At 58.6% G+C, this 26423-nt stretch carries 26 protein-coding genes, 1 tRNA gene and 1 pseudogene; 8 read left to right on the top strand and 20 right to left on the bottom strand.

The window, feature by feature from the left end; all coding sequences use genetic code 11:
* Window positions 1-24: 24 nt before the first annotated feature.
* Window positions 25-303, top strand: a complete 279-nt coding sequence (locus FHT77_RS23220) for a hypothetical protein (RefSeq protein ID WP_016554038.1) — start codon at window positions 25-27, stop codon at window positions 301-303.
* A gap of 3 nt (window positions 304-306) precedes the next feature.
* On the opposite strand, the gene FHT77_RS23215 is transcribed toward FHT77_RS23220, so the two are convergent.
* Together FHT77_RS23215 and FHT77_RS23210 are read right to left on the bottom strand one after the other, a co-directional pair.
* The gene (locus FHT77_RS23215; RefSeq protein ID WP_016554039.1) at window positions 307-744 is read right to left on the bottom strand and encodes a DUF1489 family protein; all 438 of its coding nucleotides are present in this window, start codon (window positions 742-744) and stop codon (window positions 307-309) included.
* 59 nt (window positions 745-803) lie between these two features.
* Entirely contained in the window at window positions 804-2210 is a 1407-nt protein-coding gene (locus FHT77_RS23210) for an L-serine ammonia-lyase (protein ID WP_183757197.1), read from the bottom strand.
* Window positions 2211-2395: 185 nt separating this feature from the next.
* Here FHT77_RS23210 and FHT77_RS23205 point away from each other — a divergent pair, with 185 nt between their 5' ends.
* Window positions 2396-3160 carry a DUF599 domain-containing protein gene (locus FHT77_RS23205; protein ID WP_183757290.1) on the top strand — a complete coding sequence of 255 codons (765 nt, stop codon included), beginning with the start codon at window positions 2396-2398 and terminating at the stop codon, window positions 3158-3160.
* Window positions 3161-4147 carry a heparan-alpha-glucosaminide N-acetyltransferase gene (locus tag FHT77_RS23200; protein ID WP_183757196.1) on the top strand — a complete coding sequence of 329 codons (987 nt, stop codon included), beginning with the start codon at window positions 3161-3163 and terminating at the stop codon, window positions 4145-4147.
* Here FHT77_RS23200 and FHT77_RS23195 read toward each other — a convergent pair whose 3' ends face one another.
* Together FHT77_RS23195 and mgtE are read right to left on the bottom strand one after the other, a co-directional pair.
* Window positions 4148-4540, bottom strand: a complete 393-nt coding sequence (locus FHT77_RS23195; protein WP_016554043.1) for a MerR family transcriptional regulator — start codon at window positions 4538-4540, stop codon at window positions 4148-4150. It lies immediately after the preceding gene.
* A 76-nt stretch (window positions 4541-4616) separates the two neighbouring features.
* Window positions 4617-6029, bottom strand: coding sequence for a magnesium transporter (gene mgtE, locus FHT77_RS23190; protein WP_210281006.1), 1413 nt, complete (start codon window positions 6027-6029; stop codon window positions 4617-4619).
* A 168-nt stretch (window positions 6030-6197) separates the two neighbouring features.
* Here mgtE and FHT77_RS23185 point away from each other — a divergent pair, with 168 nt between their 5' ends.
* Window positions 6198-6692: a peptide deformylase gene (locus FHT77_RS23185; protein WP_183757195.1), complete on the top strand. Its 495-nt coding sequence runs from the start codon at window positions 6198-6200 to the stop codon at window positions 6690-6692.
* Between the two features lie 248 nt (window positions 6693-6940).
* A complete protein-coding gene (locus FHT77_RS23180) occupies window positions 6941-7309 on the top strand; it encodes a hypothetical protein (RefSeq protein WP_183757194.1) in 369 nt (122 codons plus the stop codon).
* A 69-nt stretch (window positions 7310-7378) separates the two neighbouring features.
* On the opposite strand, the gene lipB is transcribed toward FHT77_RS23180, so the two are convergent.
* A complete protein-coding gene (gene lipB, locus FHT77_RS23175; protein ID WP_183757193.1) occupies window positions 7379-8095 on the bottom strand; it encodes a lipoyl(octanoyl) transferase LipB in 717 nt (238 codons plus the stop codon).
* A gap of 171 nt (window positions 8096-8266) precedes the next feature.
* Here lipB and FHT77_RS23170 point away from each other — a divergent pair.
* A tRNA-Leu gene (locus tag FHT77_RS23170) sits at window positions 8267-8351 on the top strand.
* A gap of 286 nt (window positions 8352-8637) precedes the next feature.
* Here the strand turns inward: FHT77_RS23170 and FHT77_RS23165 are convergent.
* A pseudogene (locus FHT77_RS23165) lies at window positions 8638-8879 on the bottom strand (alcohol dehydrogenase catalytic domain-containing protein); the annotation flags it as partial.
* 351 nt (window positions 8880-9230) lie between these two features.
* Between FHT77_RS23165 and FHT77_RS23160 the strand changes: the two are divergent.
* Window positions 9231-10754, top strand: a complete 1524-nt coding sequence (locus FHT77_RS23160) for an aldehyde dehydrogenase (NADP(+)) (protein WP_183757192.1) — start codon at window positions 9231-9233, stop codon at window positions 10752-10754.
* Window positions 10755-11052: 298 nt separating this feature from the next.
* On the opposite strand, the gene FHT77_RS23155 is transcribed toward FHT77_RS23160, so the two are convergent.
* Genes FHT77_RS23155 through FHT77_RS23145 form a run of 3 tightly spaced genes read right to left on the bottom strand, consistent with a single transcriptional unit; the run spans window position 11053 to window position 11937 of the window.
* Window positions 11053-11355: a hypothetical protein gene (locus tag FHT77_RS23155; RefSeq protein ID WP_183757191.1), complete on the bottom strand. Its 303-nt coding sequence runs from the start codon at window positions 11353-11355 to the stop codon at window positions 11053-11055.
* A gap of 10 nt (window positions 11356-11365) precedes the next feature.
* Window positions 11366-11668: a response regulator transcription factor gene (locus FHT77_RS23150; RefSeq protein ID WP_246720129.1), complete on the bottom strand. Its 303-nt coding sequence runs from the start codon at window positions 11666-11668 to the stop codon at window positions 11366-11368.
* A 20-nt stretch (window positions 11669-11688) separates the two neighbouring features.
* Window positions 11689-11937: a hypothetical protein gene (locus FHT77_RS23145; protein WP_183757189.1), complete on the bottom strand. Its 249-nt coding sequence runs from the start codon at window positions 11935-11937 to the stop codon at window positions 11689-11691.
* Between the two features lie 482 nt (window positions 11938-12419).
* Between FHT77_RS23145 and FHT77_RS23140 the strand changes: the two genes are divergently transcribed.
* Entirely contained in the window at window positions 12420-13913 is a 1494-nt protein-coding gene (locus FHT77_RS23140; protein WP_183757188.1) for a mechanosensitive ion channel family protein, read from the top strand.
* A gap of 413 nt (window positions 13914-14326) precedes the next feature.
* Here FHT77_RS23140 and FHT77_RS23135 read toward each other — a convergent pair whose 3' ends face one another.
* The 11 genes from FHT77_RS23135 to FHT77_RS23085 form a co-directional block, all read right to left on the bottom strand.
* A complete protein-coding gene (locus tag FHT77_RS23135) occupies window positions 14327-15076 on the bottom strand; it encodes a methyltransferase family protein (protein WP_183757187.1) in 750 nt (249 codons plus the stop codon).
* Between the two features lie 11 nt (window positions 15077-15087).
* Window positions 15088-15849 carry a carboxy-S-adenosyl-L-methionine synthase CmoA gene (gene cmoA / locus FHT77_RS23130; protein ID WP_183757186.1) on the bottom strand — a complete coding sequence of 254 codons (762 nt, stop codon included), beginning with the start codon at window positions 15847-15849 and terminating at the stop codon, window positions 15088-15090.
* Window positions 15850-16416: 567 nt separating this feature from the next.
* Window positions 16417-16818 (bottom strand): cupin domain-containing protein, encoded by a 402-nt coding sequence (locus tag FHT77_RS23125; RefSeq protein WP_183757185.1) that lies wholly within the window; start codon window positions 16816-16818, stop codon window positions 16417-16419.
* Window positions 16819-16925: 107 nt separating this feature from the next.
* Window positions 16926-17384 (bottom strand): carboxymuconolactone decarboxylase family protein, encoded by a 459-nt coding sequence (locus FHT77_RS23120; protein WP_183757184.1) that lies wholly within the window; start codon window positions 17382-17384, stop codon window positions 16926-16928.
* Window positions 17385-17663: 279 nt separating this feature from the next.
* Entirely contained in the window at window positions 17664-18599 is a 936-nt protein-coding gene (locus tag FHT77_RS23115) for an MBL fold metallo-hydrolase (RefSeq protein WP_183757183.1), read from the bottom strand.
* A 331-nt stretch (window positions 18600-18930) separates the two neighbouring features.
* Complete coding sequence (locus FHT77_RS23110) at window positions 18931-19587, bottom strand: isochorismatase family protein (RefSeq protein ID WP_183757182.1); 657 nt, start codon at window positions 19585-19587, stop codon at window positions 18931-18933.
* A 366-nt stretch (window positions 19588-19953) separates the two neighbouring features.
* Window positions 19954-20604 carry a response regulator transcription factor gene (locus FHT77_RS23105; protein WP_183757181.1) on the bottom strand — a complete coding sequence of 217 codons (651 nt, stop codon included), beginning with the start codon at window positions 20602-20604 and terminating at the stop codon, window positions 19954-19956.
* A gap of 100 nt (window positions 20605-20704) precedes the next feature.
* Window positions 20705-23200 carry a PAS domain-containing protein gene (locus tag FHT77_RS23100; RefSeq protein ID WP_183757180.1) on the bottom strand — a complete coding sequence of 832 codons (2496 nt, stop codon included), beginning with the start codon at window positions 23198-23200 and terminating at the stop codon, window positions 20705-20707.
* A gap of 794 nt (window positions 23201-23994) precedes the next feature.
* Entirely contained in the window at window positions 23995-24660 is a 666-nt protein-coding gene (locus FHT77_RS23095; protein ID WP_183757179.1) for a nitroreductase, read from the bottom strand.
* A 190-nt stretch (window positions 24661-24850) separates the two neighbouring features.
* Entirely contained in the window at window positions 24851-25135 is a 285-nt protein-coding gene (locus FHT77_RS23090) for a YciI family protein (protein ID WP_183757178.1), read from the bottom strand.
* 615 nt (window positions 25136-25750) lie between these two features.
* Window positions 25751-26413 carry an NADPH-dependent F420 reductase gene (locus tag FHT77_RS23085; protein WP_183757177.1) on the bottom strand — a complete coding sequence of 221 codons (663 nt, stop codon included), beginning with the start codon at window positions 26411-26413 and terminating at the stop codon, window positions 25751-25753.
* Window positions 26414-26423 lie beyond the last annotated feature (10 nt).

The raw sequence follows: 26423 nt of genomic DNA, 5'->3' as shown, positions 1-26423 counted from the left end.
TTTGTAATGCGTACGAGGATGAGAATGGCGATCAACGAGAATGTTCCGGAGTTTCCGCCACATGGTCGGGTAACCGGCAAGAATCCGCGAGCCGGTTTGCACCCACTGCACGAGGCTGCCTTGCGACTGGCAGAAGTTGGGTTGCAGCGGCAGAAGCCGAAATCGGCAAAGACTAAGGACCTGATCAATCTGTTGCTGTGCCACGGCGCGCGAGCATGGCGTTGCTCGCAGGCGGAAGCCAGTATCCACCTTCACGTCACCTGCCCTGAAGGGCGGTCGCCGGTTACGCTGCGCCTGCGCTGATAGTCAGAGTAGGCCGAGTTCAGAGAGCTCGCGGCGAAGGTCCGCGGGCATTTCGGCAATTCCCTCTCCGAGGCTGTTCAGATCGCGCGGCACATCGTCCTGCGGATAATAGCGCCAGCCTTGGAACGCACGCTTCGGCTGTACCGCCGTTTCGATGACTTCGGGCCCCAGCACAAGATGGCAACGTGAGATTCCCTCGCCATCTGTAAAAGTCTGGATGTCGAGAAGTTTCTGGCGCGCCTGAACTTGCCCCTTTATCACCCAGTAGAGCGAACCGCCGTCGAGCAATTCCTCGACGCGCTTCGGGACCATCCTCGTCGTATGCACGGAATGCGGCTCCAGCCCGGCCGCGATCGCCCTGAGAGAGCGTTCGGCGACCCATTCACGCAGATCGTCGATCGAGTCCGCGCCGACACACAGTTTGATCAGATGCAATGCCATGCCGCCGTTGAAGTCCTTTTATCAGGCAGCGTCAAGCGGCAAGTCGCATGTCCACAAAGTCAACACTCCACGACATTGACAGCAAGGCCGCCGGTGGATGTCTCCTTGTACTTCTCGCTCATGTCGTTGCCCGTCTGCCGCATGGTTTCGATGCACGCGTCGAGCGGAACGAAGTGCTTGCCGTCGCCTTTGATCGCAAGCGAGGCGGCTGTAACCGCCTTGACCGCGCCGAGGGCATTTCGTTCGATACAGGGAACCTGCACGAGGCCCGCGACCGGATCACAGCTCATGCCAAGATGATGCTCCAGCGCTATTTCGGCGGCGTTCTCGATCTGCTCTGGCGTGCCGCCCATGACCGCAGCAAGACCGGCAGCCGCCATGGCGGCCGCAGAGCCTACTTCGCCCTGACAGCCGACCTCGGCGCCGGAGATCGAGGCGTTGTGCTTGATGATCCCACCGACCGCCGCCGCGGTCAGCAGGTAGTCGCGGATGCCGTTCTGGTCCCAATCATCGTGAAAATGCTCGTAGTAGCGGATCGTTGCTGGAATGACGCCGGCAGCACCGTTCGTCGGAGCGGTCACGACGCGGCCGCCGGCAGCATTCTCCTCGTTGACGGCCATGGCGTAGACACTCAACCAATCGTTCGCGAGCAGCGGGTTGATGCGGTTGCTGCGCCATTCCTCCTGCAGCTTGTCGTGGATCGAGCGAGCGCGGCGGCGAACGTTCAGCCCGCCTGGCATGATGCCATCGACCTTGAGGCCGCGTTCGATGCAGGAGCGCATTGCTTCCCAGATCCGATCAAGACCTGCGTCCAGTTCCTCACGGCTGCGTTCCGTTTCCTCATTGGCGCGCTTCATCTGGGCGATCGAGAGGCCGGAACGCGCGGCCATGTCGAGCATCTGCTTGGCCGAAGAGAAAGGATACGGGACCTTCAGCGAATCGGAGGGTGTCTTCTTCTTCGCGCGCATCTGCTCGAGTTCGGTGTCAGTCACGACGAAGCCGCCGCCGACGGAATAATAGATGCGCTTGATCAGCATCCGACCGTCCTTGTCGAAAGCGGAAAGCGACATGCCGTTGGCGTGGCCCGGCAACGGCTGCTTCTTGTCGAAAACCAGGTCGGTTTTCGGCTGAAAGCCATAGCTCGGATGCCCGGGCGGCGAGATGCGGCCGGAGCGCTCCACCTTGCTGATGATGCCGTCCATCTTGTCCGGATCGACGCTGTCAGGCTGCTCGCCCATCAGGCCGAGGATGACCGCCCTGCCCGTCCCGTGTCCGATCCCGGTATGCGCGAGCGAACCGTGCAGGCTGACCTTTATCGACGCGACCTGGGCGCCAGAAGTCGGGCGCGGCCAGTCGTTCGACAGAATGAGATCAAGGAATCGGTTGGCGGCAGTCATCGGACCCATTGTGTGCGAACTGGAGGGCCCGACACCGATCTTGAAGACGTCGAAAACGGAAAGGAACATGACTGCGTCCTGTTAAGTTGCTGCGCAAACCTACGCTACCGGCTCTCACGATCCCTGCGATGGACCGACATGGCATTTCACGCGTGCGACATCTGTAAAACGAAGTGCTGCGACTTGCCAGTCATTGCGACGTGCGCCCGCATCTGTAGAGTGGCGCGGCGACGGGAGCCTGATTCAATATAATGATGACGACAGCGGATTACATTGCACTGGTCTTCTTTGCAGCAATCTGGTTCGGCTATGCGCGCCTGCTGCACAGCTCGAGCTTCTTCGGCAGAACTAGCCTCACCCATGCCATGCGGGAACGCCGGCGCGAGTGGATCTACAATTCGCTGCGGCGCGATTTGAAGATGATCGACACCCAGATCATGGCCGGCCTGCAGAATGGCACCGCATTCTTTGCATCGACGTCGATTTTCGCCATCGGCAGCTGCTTTGCCCTGCTGGGCGCCACGGAAAAGGTTGATGCCGTCTTCGCCGACTTGCCCTACGTCTTTCATAGCGGGCATGCCGTCTTTGAAATGAAGGTCGGCGGCCTGGCAGCGCTTTTCGGCTATGCCTTTTTCAAGTTTGGTTGGTCGTATCGCCTATTTAACTATTGCACGATCCTTTTCGGTTCGATTCCGATGATGCGTGACACCGAACAGGATGTGATTGCCGCCGAGCGGGCGGCGGAACGCGTCATCCGGATGAACATCATTGCAGCAGGCCATTTCAACGAAGGGCTGCGCGCCATCTTCTTATCGATTGGCTACCTCGGCTGGTTCATCAACCCCTATGTCTTCATGCTGACGACAACGATCGTGATTGTCGTGCTGACGAGGCGGCAGTTTTTCTCCGAGGCGCGGCTGGCGATCATGGACGTCCAACCGCCATCAAATCTCCACCTTCCTCCTGTTCGCCGCGCCAAGCCGTCTACCGATGGCAGCGACTCATCTGAGGGACTGTGAATGACCGCTTTGGCAACGGAAACACATGTGAGCGTCAGGCCGCCTCGCATCGGCTTGCTGGATGCAGCGCGCGGTGTCGCGCTGCTGGCAATGGCGACCTACCATTTTACCTGGGATATGGAGTTCATGGGCTACCTCGCCCCAGGTACAGCTGAGACCGGCTGGCTGAAGCTCTATGCCCGCGCCATCGCATCGACCTTCCTGTTCATTGTCGGCGTCAGCCTGGTCCTCGCAAACACGCCGGAGATCCGCTGGCGGTCGTTCTGGAAGCGGCTTGCAATGATCGCCGCCGCAGCGCTTGCGATTTCAGTGGTGACGTGGTTCGTCTTCCCCGGCGAATGGATCTTCTTCGGCATCCTCCATTGCATCGCAGTCCTAAGCCTGCTCGGGCTTGTCTTCCTGCGTCTGCCCTTGCCTGCCACCATCGCCGCGACCGCTGCTGTTGCCGCGGCATGGGTTGTTGATACATGGGTCGCGCCGGATCTGTTGCGCTCGCCGATCTTCAATCCGCGCTACCTCGCCTGGATCGGCTTGGCGGAGATGCCGCAAAGATCGAACGACTTTGTCCCGATCTTCCCCTGGGCGGTGTCCTTCTTGCTTGGCATGACAGCGACTCTGATTGCCATGAGGACGGGGCTGCTCGAGAGGCTTGCCAAGCTTGGCACGGGTTCAAGCCTGCCGGCAAAGGTTGGGCGTCATAGCCTCGCCTTCTACCTTATTCATCAGCCGGTGTTGATCGCGGTCGCCTACGGGCTATCCCTAATTGTTCCGCCTGCTAAGCCGGACCCGGTCGAAACCTACCTGAGGCAATGCAATGCCTCTTGCATGATGCAGGAAGGCGAAGCGCTATGCCGCAGCTTCTGCCAGTGCACCCTTGATGCGCTACAGGCGCAAAACCTCTTCACAGAATTCCAGTCTGGCGCCGTCAAGCCGGATGACGGGCGGATCATGGCGCTTGCCAGCGAGTGCAGCGCCAACACCCAATAATCAGGTGCCGACGCCGATGTCGGCCAGCCGACCGAGGCACGCCTCTTCAATATTGTCGAGTTCGGCGAGGGTATCGTCGATATCCTTGCGCTTCTGGCGCAGATCTTCGCGTTTCTCGTCAACGCGTTTCATCAAGAGCTTCAACTGACCGAGCTCGCCGGGTGGCTCTTTGTAGACCTGGATGATCTCGCGGATTTCCGCGATCGTGAAACCGATGCGCCGGCCACGGAGGATTTCCTGGATCAGACGCCGATCCGCCGGACGGAACAGTCGCGTGCGTCCGCGTCGCTCCGGATGGATCAATCCTTCGTCTTCGTAGAACCGAAGCGTACGTGTCGATACACCAAACTCGCGCGTCAACTCGGTTATGCTATAGTATTTGCTGACCGGCATAGGTTCCCCACCATTGAAGAACCGATAATATTGACTTTTACGTAATAGTCAATTTCTGCAGGCGGATTCGAGCCGGCTAAATTCCGAACCACCATGTCGCGATGCCGAGAAACGCAAAAAAGCCTGTGCAATCGGTGACGGTTGTGACGAAAACAGAGGACGCGATGGCGGGATCTGCGCCGACTTTATCCAATAGCAACGGCAACAGAATTCCGGCAAGCGCCGCCGCAAAGAGATTAATAACCATCGCCGCGCCGATCACGAAGCCTAGCTGGTAGTCGTGGAACCAAGTAGCGGCAATCGCACCCATGATGACGGAGAAGAGCGCGCCGTTGGCGACGCCGACCCCCGCCTCTCTACGAATAATGCGGCCGGCATTGTAGATGTCGATGTCGCCGGTCGCCAAGGCGCGGACGGTGACCGTCATCGTCTGTGTTCCCGCATTGCCACCCATGGACGCAACGATCGGCATCAGCACGGCCAGCGCGATCATCTTCTCGATCGATTCGTCGAACAGTCCAATGACGCTTGCCGACAACAGCGCTGTCCCGAGATTGATCACCAGCCAGAGAAAGCGCGAGCGCACCGTCGAGAAGACATTGTCGGACAGTTCTTCGTCGCCGACGCCACCGAGGCGCTTGATATCTTCGTCTGCCTCCTCGTGGATGACGTCGACGACGTCGTCGATCGTGAGGACGCCGACCAGCCTTTCGTTCTCGTCGACGACAGCGGCAGAGAGAAGGTCGTACTGTTCGAAAAGCTGGGCGGCTTCTTCCTGGTCCATCTCTGCGGGAATCGGATGGTTCGTCTCCCGCATGATGGATTCGATCTTGGTTTGCCGCTTTGTGCGCAGGATCTTGTCCAGATCGACGGCACCCAACAACTTGAATGTCGGGTCGATAACGAAGATCTGCGAGAAGGAGTACGGCAGGTCCTCCTCGTCGCGCATGTAGTCGATCGTCTGGCCGACCGTCCAAAACGGCGGAACAGCGACGAATTCCGTCTGCATGCGGCGCCCAGCCGAGCTTTCGGGGTAGTCAAGTGCGCGCCGCAAGCGCACGCGTTCGGTAAACGGCAGCTGCGCAAGGATCTCTTCCCGGTCCTCGGTGTCGAGGTCCTCGAGAATGTAAACAGCGTCGTCCGAATCGAGTTCACCAATTGCCGCGGCGATCTGCTCGTTCGGCATCTGGTCGACGATCTCGCGACGAATCGTTTCGTCGACCTCCGTCAGCGCCGTCATGTCGAATTCGTCGCCAAGCAGGCGAACGAGCGCAAGTCGTTGGTCGGGCTGCAGCGATTCGAGAAGGTCGCCTATTTCCGATTCGTGCAGGCGCGCGACGTGTTGGCGCAGGAAGATCGTGTCGCGATCGGCGATGGCTGCGCCGACCAGCGCGAGGAAATCGCCACGGACGTTGCCATTTTCATCATAGATGTCGGTTTCGCCGCTATCTGGTCGCGGGCGGACGAGCTCTTCCGCGTCGTTCGTCATGATTTGCCGCCCTCGCATCTCGTTTGAAGTTCAATGACTAAGCGCCGAAGTGTCGAGATTCGTGCTAGCGGAAAGCTAGAGGTCCGTCCAGCCGCAAACGCCTTGCCTAGATGACAATGCGCCTGCGCAACGATAGTTTCCCTGCATCTTGAATGAGGAGCCTTGGCAGTGGCTGTCCGCCCAATATTGCGTTTCCCCGACGTCGGTCTCCGAACCGTTTGCAGGCCTGTCGAGGTTTTCGACCAAAGCCTTCGTGGACTCGCTGATGATCTGCTGGATACGATGCGGGCCGCCCCGGGGGTCGGTATCACCGCTGCCCACATCGGCGTTTTTCTTCGGGTGGTCGTCATCGAGCTCAGCCGCGACGAAGGCATACGCCACTACGTCAATCCTGAAATCAGTTTTGCCTCCGACGAGACGATTCGCCATGTCGAAGGAAGCGTCTCGATGCCTGGTGTGACCGACGAGGTTGTGCGGCCCAAGGCGATCCGCGTTCGCTACCGTGATCTGGCTGGGGGTGAGCAGGAGGAGGATGCGGAGGGATTCCTCGCAGTCTGCATCCAGCACGAGATCGATCAGCTCGACGGCGTCTTCTGGATACAACGCCTGTCGAGACTCAAGCGCGAGCGACTGGTGAAACGGTGGGAGAAGTCGCGTGCGTAATGGTGGTGCAGAAGAATAAACGATCCCTCTTTGGTTGTGCAAACTTTGCTGGATACCCGCCGTGGCTTAGAAAACAGCGTGCTATCACAAAGCTGTCAAATCGGGTCGCGTATCTGTGATTTCATTTGATAAAGCGGCGCTGCCACGTGATTTTTCACTCACATTCTTGCCGCAATTCGAGCGCGAAGTCGTCGTTGCCGAGGGTTTGGTATCGTTGTGATTACAACGAAGAATTGAGGAGATATTCCATGCGCTTCAGATTTGCTGCCGCCACTTCCATTCTCGTCCTCGGCCTTGCAGGTGCGGCCTTCGCTCAAACCCAGTACTCGAACGACTACAGCAATGACAGTGACGGCTTCGCGCCCGTCCAGACCACGGCGAAAAAGCCGGTGCACTACGTCAATCGCAAGGCATCCGAATATTCCGACGACTACACGAATGACAGCGACGGTTTTGCGCCGACCCATATGTCGCCGAACGTTGACAGGACGACGACGGCCAGCATCAAGCCCCTGCCCGACTGCGACTACATGAAGACGAACTCCAAGGTGCATACCGCCGGCGGCGATAGCGGGGCATCACATTCCGATGCCTGCCGCGACATCGGTGATAAATAGCGAGCCGCAGCAAAGGGCCGGTTGGTTATCCGGCCCTTTGCCACTCACTAAAAGGGTGGCCCGTGTCCCCTAGCCGTTGACCGTCTCTCCGAAAACCGATTCGAATGCCTGCCGAAGAAGGATGTCGACATCGGCCATCATGACCGGCAGCCCAAGATCGACGAGGCTCGTTACGCCGTAGGCCGAAATCCCGCACGGGACGATTCCGCTGAAATGATCGAGATCGGGTTCGACGTTCAGTGAGAGCCCGTGAAAGGTTACCCACTTCCGCAGCCGGATGCCCAGCGCTGCGATCTTGTCCTCGGCCATCGTGCCATCGGGCAGATCTGCTTTATCGGGCCTGCGTACCCAGACGCCAACCCGGTCCTCGCGCCGCTCGCCGCGGACGTTCATCGAATCAAGCGTTCGGATGACCACTTCTTCGAGCGCAGCAACAAAGGCGCGCACGTCCTGGCGCCTGCGTTTCAGGTCGAGCATGACGTACGCAACGCGCTGGCCAGGTCCGTGATAGGTATATTCGCCGCCGCGTCCCGTGGAGAAGACAGGGAATCGATCCGGCTGCACCAGGTCTTTGGCGTCCGCGCTGGTCCCGGCTGTATAAAGAGGCGGATGTTCCACGAGCCAGACGAGCTCGTCGCCGCCTTCGGCAATCGCAGCGACCTCGCGTTCCATGTTTTCCACAGCCTCCTGATAAGGCACCAGGCCGTCGGCGATGCGCCATCGGGCCGGCCGGGACCCTTCGCGCGGCATCATGGAGTATTCGAGATCTGTGCGTAACATAGCCATTCCTTGTCGAGGCTGCTCGGAGGCAGCGCTGCGAAGGCCTATATGGCCCCGTTTCGAAGCCGATTCAAATGCTGTGATCTGTTTTGAAAAAATCTGTCATATCGCCCTTGTGTCCCGAAAAACCTTTTGCTACATGCTGCGTCGCCGGCACAAACCGGCACCTACCACGATGCGGTCGTGGCGGAATTGGTAGACGCGCAGCGTTGAGGTCGCTGTGGGGCAACCCGTGGAAGTTCGAGTCTTCTCGACCGCACCATCTCCTCTCAGGAGGATTGTTTTCGTTGATCTGTTCGGTTGGCGACTGGGTCTTTTGTGGCACGGTTTTGTGCTAACTTGTAACTCAAAAAAATCGTTATTTTTACGAATGCGAAGCGATGGTTGGGACCTTCAGCGCTTTATATTGACGGTTTTTTGAATTGCCTGGTGCGCCCTCCCCGGAAGTAAAGTTGACAAGCGAGCGCTCTTTCGGTCCGTGTCGTCTATAATGACACCGGCCTTCTAAACAAAAACAGTTCGGCGACACCACAAGATCGAATCGTCACGCCACGCGATGTGCGGGAAACGCCCTGACCGAGTGCCTTGATTGTTCCAGCCACCTCGTGGCCGACGATCATCGGCTGGCGAACCGCACTGTACTGAACCCACCATGATTGTAGTAATGCAGATCCGAGCCGCAGATGCCGCCCGCCTCAATGGCGACCTCGACCTGTCCAGACCCAAGCGGTTTCAGTGCGCGTTCCTCAACGCGCAAGTCTTTTGCCGCATGAATGACAACTGCTTTCATGATGGTCTTCCTTACAAAACCGTCGGCAGCGCGGCAGCGCGGCAGCAGGGCTGCAATCCCCGTCGCCTGCATGGCGGAATGACGGTTGTGGAAACCGTCTCGTGGCCACAGTCCGCGACCAGGTTGTGACCTGTTGTCATCTGCAGTAGTGCGACCTCCGGCTTCGTCAGCGGGTTTACGGCCGTGAGCTATGACATTCTGCGTGGGGCGATACCGGGAGATGAACGCGGTGGTGGCGCTCGATCATTTCGACCGCCAGTCGGGAACACCCTTACATAAGGGGGTATCAGTCGTAGTGACAGAAGCAACCTCAGTTCCTATATCCGCTACGGCCTGAAAGGAACATTGATCATGACAATCAACGGAAGCCTGCTCGTCGCGGGAACGGAAATGCGCGGCTCGAATGGCGACTTTTACGGGATTGAGGCAGCCACCGGGAGATCCCTCCTCGTCTCGTTCGGAGGCGCGTCGCCCGACGACGTAGAGGCAGCAACGGAGCAAGCGTGGGAAGCCTTCGCATCCTATCGCGAGACCAACCTCGAAAGCAGAGCTGCATTTCTGGAAAAGATCGCCACAGAAATCGAGGCGATCGGCGACGAGCTGATCGTCCGGGCCATGTCGGAGACCGGACTTCCCCGCGGAAGGCTCGAGGGCGAAAGGAACCGCACGACAGGGCAGCTCCGGCTGTTTGCAAAGGAAGTCCGCGCAGGCCGCTTCCAGGAGCTGCGTTTCGATGAAGGTGATCCGTCCCGAAAGCCCGTTCCGAAACCAGATTTGCGCCTCCGCAATGTCCCTATCGGACCAGTTGCAGTCTTCGGCGCGTCTAATTTTCCGCTCGCTTTCTCTGTTGCGGGTGGAGACACAGCTTCGGCGCTCGCGGCTGGTTGCCCTGTGGTCGTCAAGGCGCATTCTGCGCATCCGGGAACGTCTGAACTCGTAGGACGCGCCGTGCAGCGGGCGGTGGCGGTCTGTCGCCTTCATCCCGGGACCTTTTCCCTGCTTTTCGACACGGGTTTCGAGGTAGGTCAGAAACTCGTTGCCGATCACAGAATTCGCGCGGTGGGCTTCACCGGGTCGCGCCGCGGTGGCACGGCGTTGATGGATGTTGCGTCAAAGCGCCGCCAGCCAATTCCAGTCTACGCCGAGATGAGCAGCATCAATCCGGTCATTCTGTTTCCGAATGCACTCGAACGGGACGTCGAAAGCATCGCATCGGCGTTCGTCTCCTCGCTGATCCTCGGTGCCGGACAGTTCTGCACTAACCCCGGCCTCCTGCTGGCCGTAGATGGTGAAGCGCTTGATGCCTTCGTCGCGAGGACGGCTGAACTTCTGCCCGAGGTCGCACCCCAGGCGATGCTGACCCCGTCGATTGCCAGAGCCTTCTGCGAAGGCGTCGAACGCCTCCGCGTGCATCCGGAAGTGCGGGCCATCGCGTCGGGGAAACCCGGCAGCGAATTTGAAGGCACGGCCGCTCTATTCGAGACCACCGCATCCGCGCTTCTGGAACATCATGAGCTTCAAGATGAGGTGTTCGGCGCCGCTGGCCTCGTCGTTCGATGCCGGGACCTTGCGGAACTCGAAGCGGTCATCGACGCACTGGAGGGGCAGCTGACGGTGGCGCTATTCGTCTCCGACGACGACGAGGCCGATGCTCGCCGTCTCGTTCCTAAGCTTGAGATGCTTGCGGGCCGCCTGCTCGTAAACGGTTTCGGAACGGGTGTCGAAGTCTCTCCGGCGATGGTCCATGGCGGTCCCTACCCTGCAACCGCAGACGGTCGATCCACATCCGTCGGAACGCTGGCCATCTACCGTTTCCTGAGGCCCGTATCCTACCAGGACTTTTCAAGCACACTTCTTCCCGAGGTGCTGCGATAGTTGAGGCTAGGGTCGCCGAACACGTTGCGTCGGCGGCCCTCCTTCACACGTCGGGCCGCCCCGGCGTGGCCTATCATACCGAGCCGGGGGACGGGCGCCGTGTCCGGGAAGAAAGATTCGGGTATGCGCCGTTGCTCGACCGGAAAAGACGCCGTTGCGGAATACGACGGCGCAGTTGTGCTGACGCGAATTAGCATCGCCCGACGCAAGAGGACTGCACTGTCCTGAAGTTTGGGGCGATCCCGCCGAGAATATCGGAAGCAGCAATTCGCTTCGGGAGGCGCGCCGCGAGACTGTATTACTGACCCAACCATCGATACTCAGCGATCGACGCCTTGCCGGACTTCTTGTCGTACAGGCAGATCACATTGACGAGTTTCTTCGTCTTCAGGTTCTTCTCTCTAAGCAGGACAGCGACCTTTGCGGTGGCATCATCGAAAACGACTGGGGCAGTCGCCTCTGGAGACACCATACGTGATTGCCCGATGCAGGTGCCATTGGCCTTTGCATAGAGCGCGTTCCACGCCGCGTCGCTTGATGCATGCGCCAGTGGCGCAATGGCAAGCAGTGCAGTCGCTGTGGCAATCGCGATCTTCAGCATCTAAAATTCCTCATGTCATTTCGTATAGGGCCGGACGTCGGCTGGCCGTTGTTCGCCACAAACGATGGCAGCATAAGGGCCGCACCGCCCAATCCGGGTGGCAAAGCAGCTTAAGGCGATACGCCACGACGACTGCTTGCAAGCGCGTTTTAACGTCCAGCTTCTTCATCGCGGTCTTCAGATATGCTGTGACCGTGTGGCTGCTCAAGCTCAGGATAATTGCAATCTCGTCACTACTCTTCCCCGCCGCCGACCAACGCAGACATTCGAGCTCTCTAAGGGATAGCAGTTTGGCTTCACCACTCCCGCGCATGAGATTGTCCAAAGCCGTCATCAGCCCGAAGACCAGATCGGCAACCTCAGCTTGCGAGCAACCGATCCGGAAACCATGAAAAGGTACTGGTGGCCCCACGCGTCGTGTAATGAGATGCCCACGTTGCAGGCGAACCCATCGTCGTAGAAGACACCTGCTATCCTGACGGCGATGCTCTGCATCTCCGCACGGGCGAAGAGCAGGTCCTCCGATGCGACCGGAAGCACACTTCCCTTCAGCCTTGCGACGACCTTGCTCTGGCTGAACATGTCCGTCGATCTGTACCGTTGAAGAAGACCGTCCGTTGTTGCGGTCTGACCCGACTCCTACATCGTAGCTGCGGCGGACGTGGGCGACCACCCCCGCCCGAGTCCAGCAAAGCCCCCGTCAAACTATCGGAGGCCTTCCCGCATTCAGGCTTTCTGACATCAGGAATCCACCTTTCACGCCAGATACCTACATCCGACGCAATCGAAAGCCCCTGGGGTGGACACGAGCTATATCTGACTCGGCATCGAATGGCGGGCCGTCAAGCCAGCTACCCATCCGCTCGCGATTTTCCCGAGCGCATGACCGTCAATAGGCGAGAACGCTTACATCGCACCCTACGCCGTTACCACCCCTCAACAGCCCGAGCGTGCTCTGGCCTAATGCCTTTGCATGTCCCAACCAGTCACGCGCCTTCTTGACGAGGGATGCTCCTGCACTGTCAATAGCGCGGACATCAACAGGCCACGTGAAGATGACGTCCATGGACAACGTTCTGCAGCTTGCGCTCGATCCGATCACCCAGTTCGCGGCGCTTGTCCTCGTCCTGGTGTTCGCGAGAGCCCTCGTCCGCGGGAAGCCGACACAGCGGTTCCTCGTTCACATTGTATTCTTCGTCATCCTCACCATCTTGCTCGTGGGCAACGATGTGGCTCCCTGGACTGCGGGAGTCGTCGATGAAGATCTCACGCACAAGACGTTCATCGGTATCGCCAAGGCAACATGGTGGGCTGGCGGTGCGATGGTTCTGGCCAGCTCAGTGCGCGTCTACCTCATCTTCGAGCGAAAGCCCCGAGAAGGACGCCTGATCCAGGACTTGCTGGTCGCTTTTATCTATCTCGGTGCGGCTCTCTCCATCATAGCCTTCGTGTTTGACCTTCCGGTGCGAACCCTGATCGCTACCTCCGGGGTCTTCGCCATCGTGCTGGGTCTCGCACTACAGAGCACCCTGAACGACGTTTTTTCCGGGATCGCACTGAACCTTGGACGTCCGTATACCGTTGGCGACTGGATCGAGGTCGAAGGAGGCGTCCGCGGTCAGGTGGTCGAAACGAACTGGCGTTCGACGCATCTCCTGAACGACACGAACGACCTGGTGATCGTTCCCAACAGCACACTCGCCAAGGCCACGCTGACGAATCTCACCGGTACTGACTCCGTCCATGGATCCAAGGTGGTCATCAGGGCACTTCCGACACGAACGCCGGCGGCCATCGAGGAGACGATGAAAACGGTGCTCCTCAGCGCGAACTCGATTCTGAAGTTCCCTCCGCCGTCCGTGTCAGTCACAGGTCTCGACGGTTCCGCGGTCGAGGTCGAGTTGTCCTTCAAGGTCGCCAGCCTCGGCCAAACCGGAATTGCCAAGAACGAGATCTTCGACCTGGTTTATCGGCATGCAAAGGCGGCAGGCATCCAGCTCTCGACGGCGGCGAACGTTCTAATGGAAGCAACGTCGTCAGACTCTTCCAAACATCCCGGCACGCCTTGGCGGCTCCTGACATCGATCCCGCTGTTCTCGGCTCTCACGGAAGACGAGATGGAAACGGTCGCAAATAGCATGACGCGTTGCACGTTCAAGAAGGGGGCGGTGATCGCACCGCAGAATGCCTCAATGACGTCTCTGATGATCGTGCGCAGCGGAGTCGTGTCGGTCGAGCTGGACGATGACGATGGCGGGCGCGAGGAGCTGACCCGACTGGCCCCCGGAGATCTATTCGGCGAACGTGGGGTTCTGATGGGGGCGCCGGAGCCCGCCACGATGCGCGCCCTCACCTTCGTCGTCGTCTATGAGATCTCGAAGGACCATCTCGCGAGCGTGATGCACGAACGTCCGGCGCTCGTGGAGGAACTGAGCCAGCTCTTGGCGAAGCGCGTGGAGACCGAGGAGCACCTCAGGGCCGATGGCAGCGCTGGCGCGGAGGCACATCCGATTTCACTGGCGGCCAAGATACGGCACCTGTTCAGGCTTCCTCATTAAGCTACTCGGCCGCTCGAACGTGCGACGTGGGCAAGAGCCTTCCCTGTGCCAGCAGTGCTATCGTCCCTACTGCAATCGCAGGGAGTAGCCCAGCAACCCGTTGGCGAATAGATCCGGGGGACCGGACGTTAGGCTGAGGTACCCCGGCACAAGCCTTTTTGTTGGACTTCGCGAACATTTGAATCCTACCACCTTTTCGCACAGTGCCGACTTCGCGGACTGCACGCGACCGCGAAAATCGACAGGATTAATGCTTTGTGGATATCTTCTACAGGCCACTGCTCGCGGCGGAACGACGTCTTCAAATGGCTTCGACCGGTAGATGATCTGAGGATCCTTGTACTGGTGCTCGTCCTGGCTTCTGGCTCTCTAGTCGGCACCCTCCAGGTTTTCGTCAGCCTCGACTGGCATTTTCAGCGTGCGACAGTCAATTCGTCAAAGACTCCCATTTTTTTCAGCGAGCTCACCAGACCGGTGAGTGCAATTACCCCGACGAAAAGGCCTATAAGCACTATCGCGTAAGAGAGTTCCTGATCGGTTATGGAATCGGCCGCTACCCTGTAAAACTCGGTGGCCAACAGCGCGATCAGCGTCGACGACATGGTCGAGTAGTCCTTGGCGATAACTCGTCTCATATTGAATGCCATTCCCTCGGTGGACGCCGAGAACGCACTCAACTTCAGTCCCCATCTGGGGACATCCCGACAATAAGCGCTGTAGGCCTCCCCGAACTTGTTAGCGAGGAACTCCTCTTCAGCGTAGACGATGCACTGATAGATAAACCCGAACAGCAAACTTCCGACAACAACGACCACCGGATTGCCGTGGAACAGGAAGAGGCCCGCGTAAATGAGCATGTTTCCCACATACAACGGGTTGCGGCAGACGCCGAACATGCCTTCCGTGACCAGATCATTGGCATAGACGCGCTTATTCAGGCCGCCGCGCTTGATGTAGGCATAGCCGATAACGGTTGCGCGCAGCACCAAACCCGCGAGGACGATGAGCAGTGCAATGATGTCCTTCGTTTGCTCGAGTGCCGCGCTACCCAGAACGGTCGTCGGCGGCGGGGCGGCAATAAACAATGCAACGATGATAAGAGGAAACGCCTGGTTTCGGTACTTAAAAAAGAAAGTCCCGAACGCGAGCATGAGAATCTTCATGGTCTTTTGTCTCACTTCACCGCGACGATGCCGCAGAAATTGTACCAACGGAAGAATACTTCCGTGCTCTTGAAGCCCACCTCCTTGAGCAACTGGATGTTCTCCTCAAGGCGGTACGGGATGAGGACGTTTTCCAACGCCTCCCGCTTCTTGGATATTTCGATCGAGGAGTATCCGTTACGCCGTTTGAAATCGTAGTAGTGGTCGATGAACAGCCTGTTGAAGGTCGTGTCCTCGCTGGTCAACTTCTCGATCAGCAGCAGGCATCCGTGTTCGTTGAGACCGTCGTAGATCGTCTTCATGACCCGTTCGCGGAAGAGCGGACGTACGAATTGGAGGGTAAGCAGCATCGTCACGACACTGGCGTTCTCCACAGAGAAGCCTCTGTGGAGGTCGCCAGTGACAAGCTCGATCGATCGGTTTGTTCCTGATTCCTCGATCTTCTCAGCCGCCTTCTTGAGCATGTCCGGAGCATTGTCGATACCGACAAAATCAACGTGGCTGTCGACGAGGTGGTCGAGTGCCAAGAGAGTCGTGGCCGTTGAGCAGCCAATGTCGTAGAGGTTCGACTGGGGCTGGGCAAAATCCCCTGCCAGCTCGCAAACCATCCGCTGCATCTCACCATAGAACGGAACCGAGCGGCTGACCATGTCATCGAAGACGTTCGCGACGGTGGAATTGAATGCGAAGTCCGCAACAGCATTGCGTTCGTCGGCAAAGACCTCGTCACGCGAATTCGTATGCAGCACAAGACGGCTAGACTGGTCGGTCATATCCGCTCCAAATGTATAGCAATGTCAGATGGGCGTGCTTTTCCCCAAACACACCCGGCGCACCGCGATTTGGTCACAATACTCTGACGGCTACCTGAAAGCGGTTGCCCCTTACAAAAGTGGAGGAAGGAGGCGCCTGAAGGCAAGCCTGCAGGCGAAGGACCAGAGGGAACCTGCACACCAACCGAAAGCTACATCGGTGGCAGTGCTGACTATTAAGCTAGGCTGTCCCGCCGTCGATATTGACAACAAGAGAGGGCGATGTGGCGGTGCCGGCAAGTGGTCAACGACAGTAGATCGAGCCGTCTGCCCTATCCGGCCGGGGCCGACGCGGTAGCGCATGCTTCCCGGGCTGAGCCGACCTCACCTGTTGGCAGCGCAGCGAAGGCTAACATTGCTTAGCGACAGCTGTGGGCCGACAGTCCGACAATAAGATCATCCTGAAAAGCCGAGAGGTGCCGATGTGCGATCTGGTTTCGTCTGGCCACGAAGGAGGTCCGACCGCCGTCCCAACTGCGAGAAAGCGATTATGCCAACGCGCTTAGGTCTTGCTCGTTCGCCACAACGCTACTCCACCGGCGTGAGTACCGGTGCGCCCTTGTTCTTGAGAAGCAAGACGATGAACTTTGCAGGCTTGGTCGTGCTTGCATTGCGGCCGACCACGTGAATGTCGGATGGGCCTTCGTACCAGGTCTCTCCCGGCGACAAGGTCACTTGCTTTTCTCCCCTCACCTGCATCACGACTGAACCCTCCAGAACGTAGATGAACGCATGTGCGTCGTGTTTGTGAATCGGATCGGAGCCTCCCGGCGGATACTCGACTGATATCATCAGCGCCTCCTTGCCGGGGTAGTCAGGAAGGTCCTTTTTCACAAGCGATGTGACCGTTGCCGCATCGGCGGCGACCGCCAAAGTGCCAAGAAAACAGACCATGCTTGACACGCAGAGCGATAACAAGACTGACTTCATTGTCGTAACCCTTTGTTTCCCGGGAGCGCCCTTTATCCTACCAGCGCCCGTCGTAGCGTCATGGGATGTTTGTGGACGCATGTGCATCCACAAATCTCGTCGCCGGCTTATTTTCCGACCGCCGCCTGTGGCGTCGTGCGGAAACTGATCCCCATGCGGTTATACGCGTTCATCAGGCCTGTCGCGAGCGTCAGATCGACGAGTTCGCGTTCGTCGAACACCGCACGCGCGGCTTCGTAGGCGCTGTCGGGAACGCCGGTCTCGGCCACGCGTGTTACGGTTTCGGCCCAGGCAAGGGCTGCCCGCTCACGCGCGTCAAAAAGATTCCCGGCTTCCCTCCATGCCTGCACCAGCGCGATCTTCTCGATCGGTTGCTCCTTCTTCAAGAGGTCACGTGTGTGCATGTCGAGGCAAAAGGCGCAGTTGTTGATTTGCGATATACGAAGGAAGACAAGATCGACCAGCTCAGTGGGGAGGCTGCTCTGCGTGGTGGCGTAGCCATAGAGTCCGTTGAGGGCTTTCATCCCGGCCGGGGCGATCTGGTTGTAGTCGAGACGCTTGCTCATTGTTCTTTTCCTTAGATTTTCTGTCGTTGAAAGTGTTGGCGTGTGCCGTCCAGAATTCCAAAAAACCGCGGCGTTTGGTGCAGCTGGTCGGCATAAAACGGCCGCGACAGGGCTGCGCCGGTCAATCCGCTCATGGAATCGGCTCTGTTTCCCGTGCGAGGCAAAGGTCGCCTCGGACCCCGCACGAGAAAGCTTGATGTTAAGGCTCGGCGTAAATCGCTTGACGATCTAGTGCTCAAACGCTGTCAAGAGCTGTACCTACACGTCGCCCAGCAGCGGTCAGTAGTCCCAGTACATGGGCGCCCACCGGAATTTATCGCCGTCTACGGCCACGCGCCCCAGCGACGGGAACGGGAGATGGGTAGCCACCAGCAGTTCACCACTCGCCGACAGTTCCCGGAGGAGACCGATCCGAACCCTGGCAGCCTCTTCCGGGTCGTGCTCGAAGCCGTTGTACCAATCGGGATGATCGAAACCGACCGCGAACACGGCGTCTCCGGCAAACGTCAGCGCGTCGTCTCCAGATGCGATGCGGATTACACAGTGACCCGGAGTATGGCCCCCCGTGCGACGCGCGACGACGCCGGGAGCAACGTCCTGCTTCTCGTCAAACAGGCGCAGATAGCTGCGATACTCGGCCAGGAAGCGTTTCGCCGTTGCCGCAAGCGCGGCGGGGAAGCCGTCGGGCATGTTTGTGCGAGTGAAGTCCGGTGCCTCCCAGAACTTGGCCTCGGCGGCGGCGATGTGGATCCGCAGGTCGGGACGAAGCTTTTCCTTGATCCCCTCGACGAGAAGCCCGCCGATGTGATCCATGTGCAAGTGGGTGAGCACAAGATCAGTCACCGTTGTCAGATCGATATCGGCAGCTTCCAGTCGCTTAAGCAGTTGTCCCGCACGCGGCAGGTTCAAATTCGGATCGAGACCCAACCCCGCGTCGAGGAGAACGATTTGATCGCCGCTGCGCACCACGACCGCATTCAGAGCCCAGTCGAACGCTTCGGGAGGCAAGAACTGGTCCGCCATCCAGCTTGCGCGACTAGCGGGATCCGCATTGTGTCCCAACATTTGGGTGGGAAGCGGCAGCACGCCGTCGCTGACAACCATCACATCGATGTCGCCGATCTTCAGTGCATAGCGAGACGGAACCAGCTCTCCTGTAGCGGGCTTACCGGGATGGAAGTTGATTTCTTCGGAAATTTTCTTTTGTACGTTCATTGCGAACTCCTGTTCTATTTGTTTGCTTGCCACCTCCGTCGCGACGGGGGCACACGGTCACGGACTGGCGCTCAATCCCATTGGATTGTTGCTTGTTTGAGCGCTGCTTGGTGACGGCTTTCGACACTCTTGCACACGCCCTCGCGCGTCGTAATCCAAACAAAGGTTTGGGCTGCTCGTCGGACAGCGCGGCGCGCGCGGAACGGCGGCTGGAGGTTGTGACCAACACCAGTCCTTTTTATCCATTGGGACGAAGTAGCTGACGATATCGAGAGGCGTGAACTATTCGAAGCCGGCGCGCCTCGGGAGGGCGCTGGCTTCCGGCGGCAGATTAGGCCTTGGCCCTAGCGACGTCCTGAGCCGTCTGATAGCTTTCGATCAGAGCGCCATAATTAGGTGCCAACAAGGCATACAACTTGGCGAGATCGGCGGCCTCGGGACGAGCCCACGTGCAGTGAGACCCGGCCACGACAGTGTTCGTCGACGTGGGGATGATGCCAGCCTGCACCAAACGCGCCAGTGTCGTTCTGGATACCAGTTCGCTGGGGTCGCCGGAAGCATCGATTACTGCGTAAACCTTGTATCCGGCCGCAATCGCGCTTAGCGCTGGGAACATTACACAGACGCTGGTCCAGACACCGGCCATGATTAAGGTCTTCCGACCAGTGCTACGGACCGTCTCAACGAATTCCGGGTTGTCCCAAGCGTTCACTTCGCCCTTGCGCGGCACGTATGTAGCATGTGGCGCAAATTCGTGAATTTCGGGGATGAGTGGACCGTTTGGTCCTTTAGGTTCAGATGCAGTCGTAATCACCGGAATTTTCAGAAGCGACGCGAGCTTCGCAAGCGTCGTCGCGTTCGCCCGCAGGTCACGAACGCTTATAACCTTCACGGTCTGAAACAGGCCCACTTGATGGTCAATCAAGAGTATTGCCGTATCGGACGCTTCTCCGCCGCCTGTACGGACTGAGGTCGAAAGATTGGACATGATATCTCCTTTGAGCGAGGGGGATCGCTGAGTTACGAGACAGATATCCGTCGATTGATGACCAGGGTGGTCGTCGGCACGGGCCACCCCTATCGGTCGTCCCTTTAACCATCGTTTGCGTTGACGATATGCAGGCCGCTCCTACTCTGTATCGCTGTCGCAAATGGAGCCGAGACAGTGAAACCAGGCGTCGACAAGACAGGGAAGGACTATCTTTTGATCGAGCTTGGACCGGCAAGCAGCGTTGCTTGCAAGGGCGATGCAGACTTGCGCTCAACATTCGAAGCGCTGGCCTCCGCCGAATAGTGTCGACATCTATCACACGCGATCTCGACATGGATGGTCTCGGTGCAAGCCACCCGTCAATCAGGCTTTCTGCAGGCTCTCGACTTTCCGAACAAGATCGGGCAGCGACCGGCTGTGCATTTTTCGCATGACGTTCATACGGTGAAGCTTCACGGTCATCTCTGAAATGCCAAGCTGAAAAGCGACCTGCTTGTTCATCAGTCCGCTAGCGACCGCTTGCATCACTTCCTGTTCCCGTGGCGTCAACGTTCCTGCGAGTTCCTGCAGCTTTTCGTGATCCGCATCCAATTTGCGTCTCTCGCCGTCTGCTCGAATAGCGCGCTCCACGGCATCTAGCAGGTCCTGATTGACGAACGGCTTCGTTATGAAGTCCGTTGCCCCCGCCTTCATCGCAGTGACGGTGGCAGGTACGTCGGCCCGGCCAGTCAAAAAGATGACAGGCATCTTGCTGCCCATTGAAATGAGTTGGTTTTGCACCTCGAGACCGGTGCTTCCAGGCATATGCAGGTCGATCACCACGCAACCGGGCGCATTGGTGTTGGCCTGCTCCAGAAATTCTGTTCCGCTCGAAAAGGCGGACGCACGCTTCTTGGCGAACGTGAAGAGATCCAACAGCGACTCCCGCATTCGTTCATCGTCGTCGACGACGTAGATGATGGGTTCGACAGATGAGTTCACGGGCGCCTCGCCTCTTGTGGCCCTGTCTGACATTAGACGCGCGATCGGCCTAGCGTGGTTGTCATGCGGAGTTACTTCGTGAGGTGATTTTATCACTGGTTTCTGCCTTGTGATGGTAAACGTTGGTTTGGGTTCAGGGCCGGATTGCTGTGTCAGTCATCAAAGTGAAGGTGAATTTCGCGCCGTGCGGCTCAACAGCCTCAGCCCACAGCCGCCCCCCATGCGACTCGATGATGGAGCGGCAGATCGCCAGTCCCATTCCCATGCCTTCAGCTTTGGTGGTGAAAAATGCCTCAAATATCCGCTCCGGACATTCGATGCCGCGGCCAGTGTCGCCGATTTCGACACGTACGGCGCCGTCCAAGTGACGAGCACGGACCGTCAATATGCGTCTATCGGAAGTACTATCCATCGCCTCGATGGCATTGCGCATGAGATTGACCAAAACCTGCTGGATCTGGACCTTGTCGAACGTGAGAGCCGGCAATCCCTCATCGATCACCACGTCCCATCGGACATGGTGACCGGTCGCCTCGTCGGCCAAGAGGTCGCACGTTTTGCTGATCACCGACCCTAGGTCCGAGACCGTCCGCGCGTCCACGCCCTGTTTGAACAGCGCGCGGATCCGCGTCACCACGTCCACGGCGGAATCTGCACTCTGAATGACGCGCTCCAGCGTCCCCAATGCACGCTCCACGTTCGGCGGCTCAGACGTCAACCACCTTTGGCAGGCGTCCGAACTCGAAACGAGCGCCGCCAACGGTTGCGCCACCTCATGGGCGATCGATGCGGAGAGTTCGGCAAGGGTGGTCGCCTGACTTGCGCGGGCCAGTTCCACTTGAGCGGCGCGCAGCTTTTCCTGTACCTGGACCTCATCATCGACATCGATGACGAGACCGTACCATTCGGAAATAGTTCCACTTTCATCGCGAAGCGGCTCAAACCTGCTGTCGAGCCAGCGAAACGATCCGTCGCTCGAGCGACGACGGTACCGGAAGGCGAAGGTTTGCCCTGTACTAAGACAATGCGCGGCTGTCCTGGAAACCTTTTCCACATCATCGGGATGAATCAGCGCGCGTGCGGTGGCCAGGAAGTCGGAAAAGTTGGCATCGGCGAACCCGAGTGCATCCGAATACCGCTTATTGATGTAGGTCATCTCGCCAGACGGCAGCCAGCTACAGACTTGTATCGGCAGGGCATCGAGCAGTCCGTGGAGATGCCGCTCACTTCGACTGAGCGCATCTTCAGCATTTATCTGGCCGTCTATGTCATGAGAAATCCCATACCATTGGAGGATTCGCCCATCTTGATCCCGGAAAGGTTCCGCGCGCCCCTCCATCCAGCGGTACACGCCGTCTGATCGACGAACCCGGTAACGACTTGAAAAGCTAACTCCGGTGGCAAGGGAGCGCTGCAGTGTTGCTGTGACGCTCTCGATGTCGTCGGGATGGATAACCTGCTCCACATTGAGTTCCAGCGATGCCGTCCCTTCTGTTCGAACGTCGGGGATGGCGAAACCGAGGTAGTCGGTCAGACGCTTGTTGTGGAATATCGGTTGTCCGTCCGGTGCAAGCATCCAGAGCCGGCCCGGAACCATATCGATGAGTTGCGTGAGACTTTGCTCTCGCGCTTTCAGGTCCGACAGGGTCTTTCGCTGTACGTCGATGTCAATCGATGTGCCGTACCATCCAACGATCAGGCCCCCTTTGTTGCGAACCGACCTGGCGGCGCTTCTGGCCCACGCGAAACCAGATTTGCGTCGGATGCGATGTTCGGCGTTGAATGGCTCGCCGGTCCTTATCGAATGAGACCATTTTTCAGCGACCGCATCGTACTCGTCGGGATGAAGCAACTGCTTCCAGGCGATATAGCCATCGTCCAAGGAGCGATTTAGCTCGTCCGGTGTCTTGCCGAGCGTGGCCTGAGCGAACAACGGCAGATAGATCCACCGCCCCTCGGCATCGAACGCCCATCCATTACCGAACAGCTCCTCGACAACGTGCGCCGCCCGAACCGGTCCCAAACCAGCAGCGTCAAGCCGTTCGCCGTCAATGCACATCGGTTGTTCCTCGTCGGTAGACAGGACATCGACATTCCCGCGCACGCCGTAGGTGGGATCGGTGCGAACTTCGCTCCACACGTAATTGCCATCCTGCTGCCTAAGACGGAATCTCATCACCTGAGGGACGCCTGTCCAAAACGCCCGTGCAGCAGCCTGCTCAGCCGTGGCGCGGTCGTCCGGGTGCATAAGACCCAAAAACCCCGCCGAGGCATCAATCGGCTGGCGTCTTTGTGGACGGCGTCCGGTTCCCTTTCTCACGCGGCCGGACTTGGCGTTGGCTGCATAGAAAGCCGCAACGGCTAGGAAAGTAAGCGAAAGGAGTGCACCCCATATCGCGGGGCGGCCCGATCCGTGGCTTTCGATGACAAACATTGAGATGGTCACCGCGACGGCGAGGCTCGCGTTCAAAATTTGAACGGTGCTCGTCCGGTCTTGAAAAAAAGCTAGGCCGATCGGGGCCACCATGGCGAACGGTGTCTGTGTCAACCAACACACCGCCAATCCGGCGGCAATGGCCGCGATTCCTACGTTATCGCGCTTCAAGAAAAGCGCTTTGCTGAGGATCATTGCAACTCCTGAGTCCAAACCATCCCACAATTGAACCGCTTGCTCAGCAGGCACATGGTGGTCGACTCTCGCGACTATCGATCGACGCCACTCCTGCACGGAGGACCGGTTAGGATCCCGCGCAGCGTGGCAAGCATCCAATGCGAACGACGTCGGGATGGATTTTCTCACCATCGGATGCGTAGTTCATATATTACGGATGTTTTATGTCCGTAATGAGGCGATGAGTCGCGGCATGTGCCTGTTGTTGGGAAGGATCTAGATAAGTCAGGATGCTGAGCACCGTACCACCTCGCGGCAATCAGCTTGTGCGTGAAGCGCGGCTCTGGCGAGGATTGCGCTGGGGCCCCTCGAACAGCATACCGATAGAACGCGGCTCCGACTGCGGTTACGGCAATCCTTCGGGCCGCGCGGTGAAGTAGTTGCACTCCAAGAGTATTTTCAAGCTCACACACTCGACTTGACAGTCGCAGGTGCCAGTTGCGCTGGGAACGGCCAGATCGAAACCGCCCCGATCGACAACTCGGGTGAAGAGGTAGGCGTGCTTGAGGTCAAGCATCGGATACTAAGACTTTTCTGTTCAGGTCCGATGGGATCCGAGGGTCACAGTCCGATGGGCTGCCAGACCCGAACCAAAGTTTACTCCTACAATCGCGAAGTCGGGACCGAGCAGGTCTGAACCCCTCGAAAGCCGCGACCGGTGATGCCTCAATTCGGGTGCGGCTTTGCAGCGCCGACCATATTTGCTGTTAAGCTGGTGCTTTTCGCCAGCGCGGAGACTCCCAAGACGACAGCTAATCTCCGACAAACGTGACCGTCTCATCAAGCTGGACGCGACCCGTCCGCGGAAAGCTCACCGAGGGATCCTCGTACCCGATCGACATGCCACAGTAGAGGATGAGCCCTTCCGGGGGTGAAAGAACCTCCGCGACTGTCTCGCGTACCTGCGACCATGCCATCTGCGGGCAACTATGCAATCCTTCAGCGCGCAGCAGCAGCATGACGGTCTGCAGATACATGCCGACGTCGGCCCATTGCGGACGCCCGAGGCCCTGGTCGATGTAGCAGAACAGTGCGGCGGGCGCGCCGAAGCAGTTCCAGTTGGCGATGGCCGCTCGCTGGCGCGCCTCCCAGTCCTCGCGCGCAATGCCCAGTGCGCTGTAGCGCTCACGTCCGAAAGCGGATCGGCGATCCTTGTATGGCGACTTCAAAGTGGCCGGGTACATCTCGTACTGTCGCTCGTCCCACTGGTCGCCGTGGGCCACGCGCTCGACCGCGCACGTCTTGAGTTCGACGAGTGGCGCGCCGGTCAGCACGTAAGTATTCCACGGCTGGATGTTCGATCCGGACGGCGCCCAGGCCGCGGCGGTCAGCACCCGCTCAAGCACCTCCCGTGGGATGGGCTCGTCTTTGAACCCGCGCACCGACCGTCGGCTTGTGACTGCTTCATATACGTCCATGATGATCGCCTCCTTGCGGCTGGCCATTCGCTTCGCGCAACCGCCACGAAGCCTAGTAGCGCGTGCCCAAACCAACCGACAACCCAAACCAAATGTCTAGCAGCAGCAAGTAGCTCGACCGCTTGGTTTCTTGACCGGAAATGAAGGGCTGTTGATGGCCGGGAGCCAGACTATGCGATCGTCTGGCTCGTCACCGGTTGTCGACCCGCTTGTTGAAGGGATATATGCTGACGCTCTTCCAAACTCCTGCTCTCTTGAATGGATCGTCTTCATTAAAATCAACTACTTCTTGCTTGGTGGTCGCGTCGAAGATGAACAGCGAACCGATCATTGTTTCATGGTCGTCGGCAAGGAGGGGACCGGAGACGACTGTTTTCATCGCACCCGTTGACAGGTAGGCCTTGTGGTCATCGTAGTTCGCAAGCCGTTTCGCTTGAGCATTCTCATGATCGAGGCAGTGAACAACATAAAGCACGAACAGCCCTCCCCACTTCTGACAACGCCACCGCCCTCACCGATTGGCTGCCGGTTGCCGGACTTGATGAAACTGCGCTCCCGGGCTGTGGTGACCGCGTCGGCGTCTCAAGGCGCCGACGCGGTTATCGTCAGGCAGCGTCGACGCTGACACGCTCCCGGGACGAGCCAATATAACCGTCGTGCACGTCTTGGGCACGTGCGTACTCCGGCTAGAAGCGCACGTTGGCGTAGTGCGAGTTCTTTTCAGCCTCCTGGGCACGCTTGCCAAGCTCTGCCGTATCGCCAAAGCCCAGTATTTCTCGGGCCAATGCGGTGAGCGGACCGTCTACATGGTACTCCGTCCGCTGCATGGTCAGCAGGTTGATCAGGTAGAGCGGCGTCCTCGCTAGCGTCCACCAGACCGCGGTTGCGCAGGTCTACGGAAGGGCCGCGCGCCGGGATGCATAAAGGGGTGTTCGTGCTGGCAAGCGGTAGGAAGGTTCGATGCCACGGGCGGGAGTCCATCGACGGAAACGGAAATGCGACTTAGATCGACGGCGCCGTTGAGGGACGTCACATAACGATCAGCTTGGGCCGTCGAGCTCATCAAGACAGTCTCCGAACCCTATATAACTCACTGATCGACAGGGGTAGAGCTGGCGGCAGCAAGCATTATTGGAGTGAACGCGGTGCCTCGACCCTGAGCATAAGCCAGCTGAATAATTAGCTCAGCCAGTGGCTCGAGGTACCGAGCACATGCAATACCGCCAGTGTCAATGGCATCGTACCCTATATCGCGAACCAGTGCCGCCACCCGCTGCTTCGAGTCGGCATCGTCTCCCGCCAGGAAAACTTGGGGCGTGATGCTCCCGTACGACGAGTCGGCGGACACGACCTCCGCGAAAATGGCATTAAACGCTTTCACGACCTTTGAGTGTGGCGCAAGCCTCTGGCATGTTTCTCCGGCCGAATCCGTATGGCCGATTGTAAGTTGCATATAGTCGGATGTGAGTGGATTGGTGCAATCGACAATGATTTTGCCGTCAATGGCTCCCAATCGAGCCAGTGTTTCCGGCAAATTGTCAAATGGAACGGCGATAAAAATCACGTCTGCTTCCGAGACGAAGGAAGCCGCATCTCCTCCGCGGACGCCAAGCTGTTCCGCAGCAGCCTGCCCGGTTTTACGATCCCGAGATCCCAGCAAGACTTGATGCGAGGTTCTTGCAAACCGCTTCGCCAAGGCGCTTCCGACATTGCCCGTTCCCACAATCAGAAGTGTCAATGTTGAACCGGACATTTAAGCCTCA

This window comes from Rhizobium sp. BK181 (assembly GCF_014193305.1).
Classification (GTDB): domain Bacteria; phylum Pseudomonadota; class Alphaproteobacteria; order Rhizobiales; family Rhizobiaceae; genus Rhizobium.
This window is presented reverse-complemented; position numbering and strand designations above follow the sequence as displayed.

Excerpts from the sequence above, each read along its gene's own strand:
- FHT77_RS23220 (WP_016554038.1), top strand. The coding sequence starts at position 25 with ATGGCGATCAACGAGAATGTTCCGGAGTTTCCGCCACATGGTCGGGTA.
- FHT77_RS23215 (WP_016554039.1), bottom strand. The coding sequence starts at position 744 with ATGGCATTGCATCTGATCAAACTGTGTGTCGGCGCGGACTCGATCGAC.
- FHT77_RS23210 (WP_183757197.1), bottom strand. The coding sequence starts at position 2,210 with ATGTTCCTTTCCGTTTTCGACGTCTTCAAGATCGGTGTCGGGCCCTCC.
- FHT77_RS23205 (WP_183757290.1), top strand. The coding sequence starts at position 2,396 with ATGACGACAGCGGATTACATTGCACTGGTCTTCTTTGCAGCAATCTGG.
- FHT77_RS23200 (WP_183757196.1), top strand. The coding sequence starts at position 3,161 with ATGACCGCTTTGGCAACGGAAACACATGTGAGCGTCAGGCCGCCTCGC.
- FHT77_RS23195 (WP_016554043.1), bottom strand. The coding sequence starts at position 4,540 with ATGCCGGTCAGCAAATACTATAGCATAACCGAGTTGACGCGCGAGTTT.
- mgtE (WP_210281006.1), bottom strand. The coding sequence starts at position 6,029 with ATGACGAACGACGCGGAAGAGCTCGTCCGCCCGCGACCAGATAGCGGC.
- FHT77_RS23180 (WP_183757194.1), top strand. The coding sequence starts at position 6,941 with ATGCGCTTCAGATTTGCTGCCGCCACTTCCATTCTCGTCCTCGGCCTT.
- lipB (WP_183757193.1), bottom strand. The coding sequence starts at position 8,095 with ATGGCTATGTTACGCACAGATCTCGAATACTCCATGATGCCGCGCGAA.
- FHT77_RS23160 (WP_183757192.1), top strand. The coding sequence starts at position 9,231 with ATGACAATCAACGGAAGCCTGCTCGTCGCGGGAACGGAAATGCGCGGC.
- FHT77_RS23155 (WP_183757191.1), bottom strand. The coding sequence starts at position 11,355 with ATGCTGAAGATCGCGATTGCCACAGCGACTGCACTGCTTGCCATTGCG.
- FHT77_RS23150 (WP_246720129.1), bottom strand. The coding sequence starts at position 11,668 with ATGCGCGGGAGTGGTGAAGCCAAACTGCTATCCCTTAGAGAGCTCGAA.
- FHT77_RS23145 (WP_183757189.1), bottom strand. The coding sequence starts at position 11,937 with ATGTTCAGCCAGAGCAAGGTCGTCGCAAGGCTGAAGGGAAGTGTGCTT.
- FHT77_RS23140 (WP_183757188.1), top strand. The coding sequence starts at position 12,420 with ATGGACAACGTTCTGCAGCTTGCGCTCGATCCGATCACCCAGTTCGCG.
- FHT77_RS23135 (WP_183757187.1), bottom strand. The coding sequence starts at position 15,076 with ATGAAGATTCTCATGCTCGCGTTCGGGACTTTCTTTTTTAAGTACCGA.
- cmoA (WP_183757186.1), bottom strand. The coding sequence starts at position 15,849 with ATGACCGACCAGTCTAGCCGTCTTGTGCTGCATACGAATTCGCGTGAC.
- FHT77_RS23125 (WP_183757185.1), bottom strand. The coding sequence starts at position 16,818 with ATGAAGTCAGTCTTGTTATCGCTCTGCGTGTCAAGCATGGTCTGTTTT.
- FHT77_RS23120 (WP_183757184.1), bottom strand. The coding sequence starts at position 17,384 with ATGAGCAAGCGTCTCGACTACAACCAGATCGCCCCGGCCGGGATGAAA.
- FHT77_RS23115 (WP_183757183.1), bottom strand. The coding sequence starts at position 18,599 with ATGAACGTACAAAAGAAAATTTCCGAAGAAATCAACTTCCATCCCGGT.
- FHT77_RS23110 (WP_183757182.1), bottom strand. The coding sequence starts at position 19,587 with ATGTCCAATCTTTCGACCTCAGTCCGTACAGGCGGCGGAGAAGCGTCC.
- FHT77_RS23105 (WP_183757181.1), bottom strand. The coding sequence starts at position 20,604 with ATGTCAGACAGGGCCACAAGAGGCGAGGCGCCCGTGAACTCATCTGTC.
- FHT77_RS23100 (WP_183757180.1), bottom strand. The coding sequence starts at position 23,200 with ATGATCCTCAGCAAAGCGCTTTTCTTGAAGCGCGATAACGTAGGAATC.
- FHT77_RS23095 (WP_183757179.1), bottom strand. The coding sequence starts at position 24,660 with ATGGACGTATATGAAGCAGTCACAAGCCGACGGTCGGTGCGCGGGTTC.
- FHT77_RS23085 (WP_183757177.1), bottom strand. The coding sequence starts at position 26,413 with ATGTCCGGTTCAACATTGACACTTCTGATTGTGGGAACGGGCAATGTC.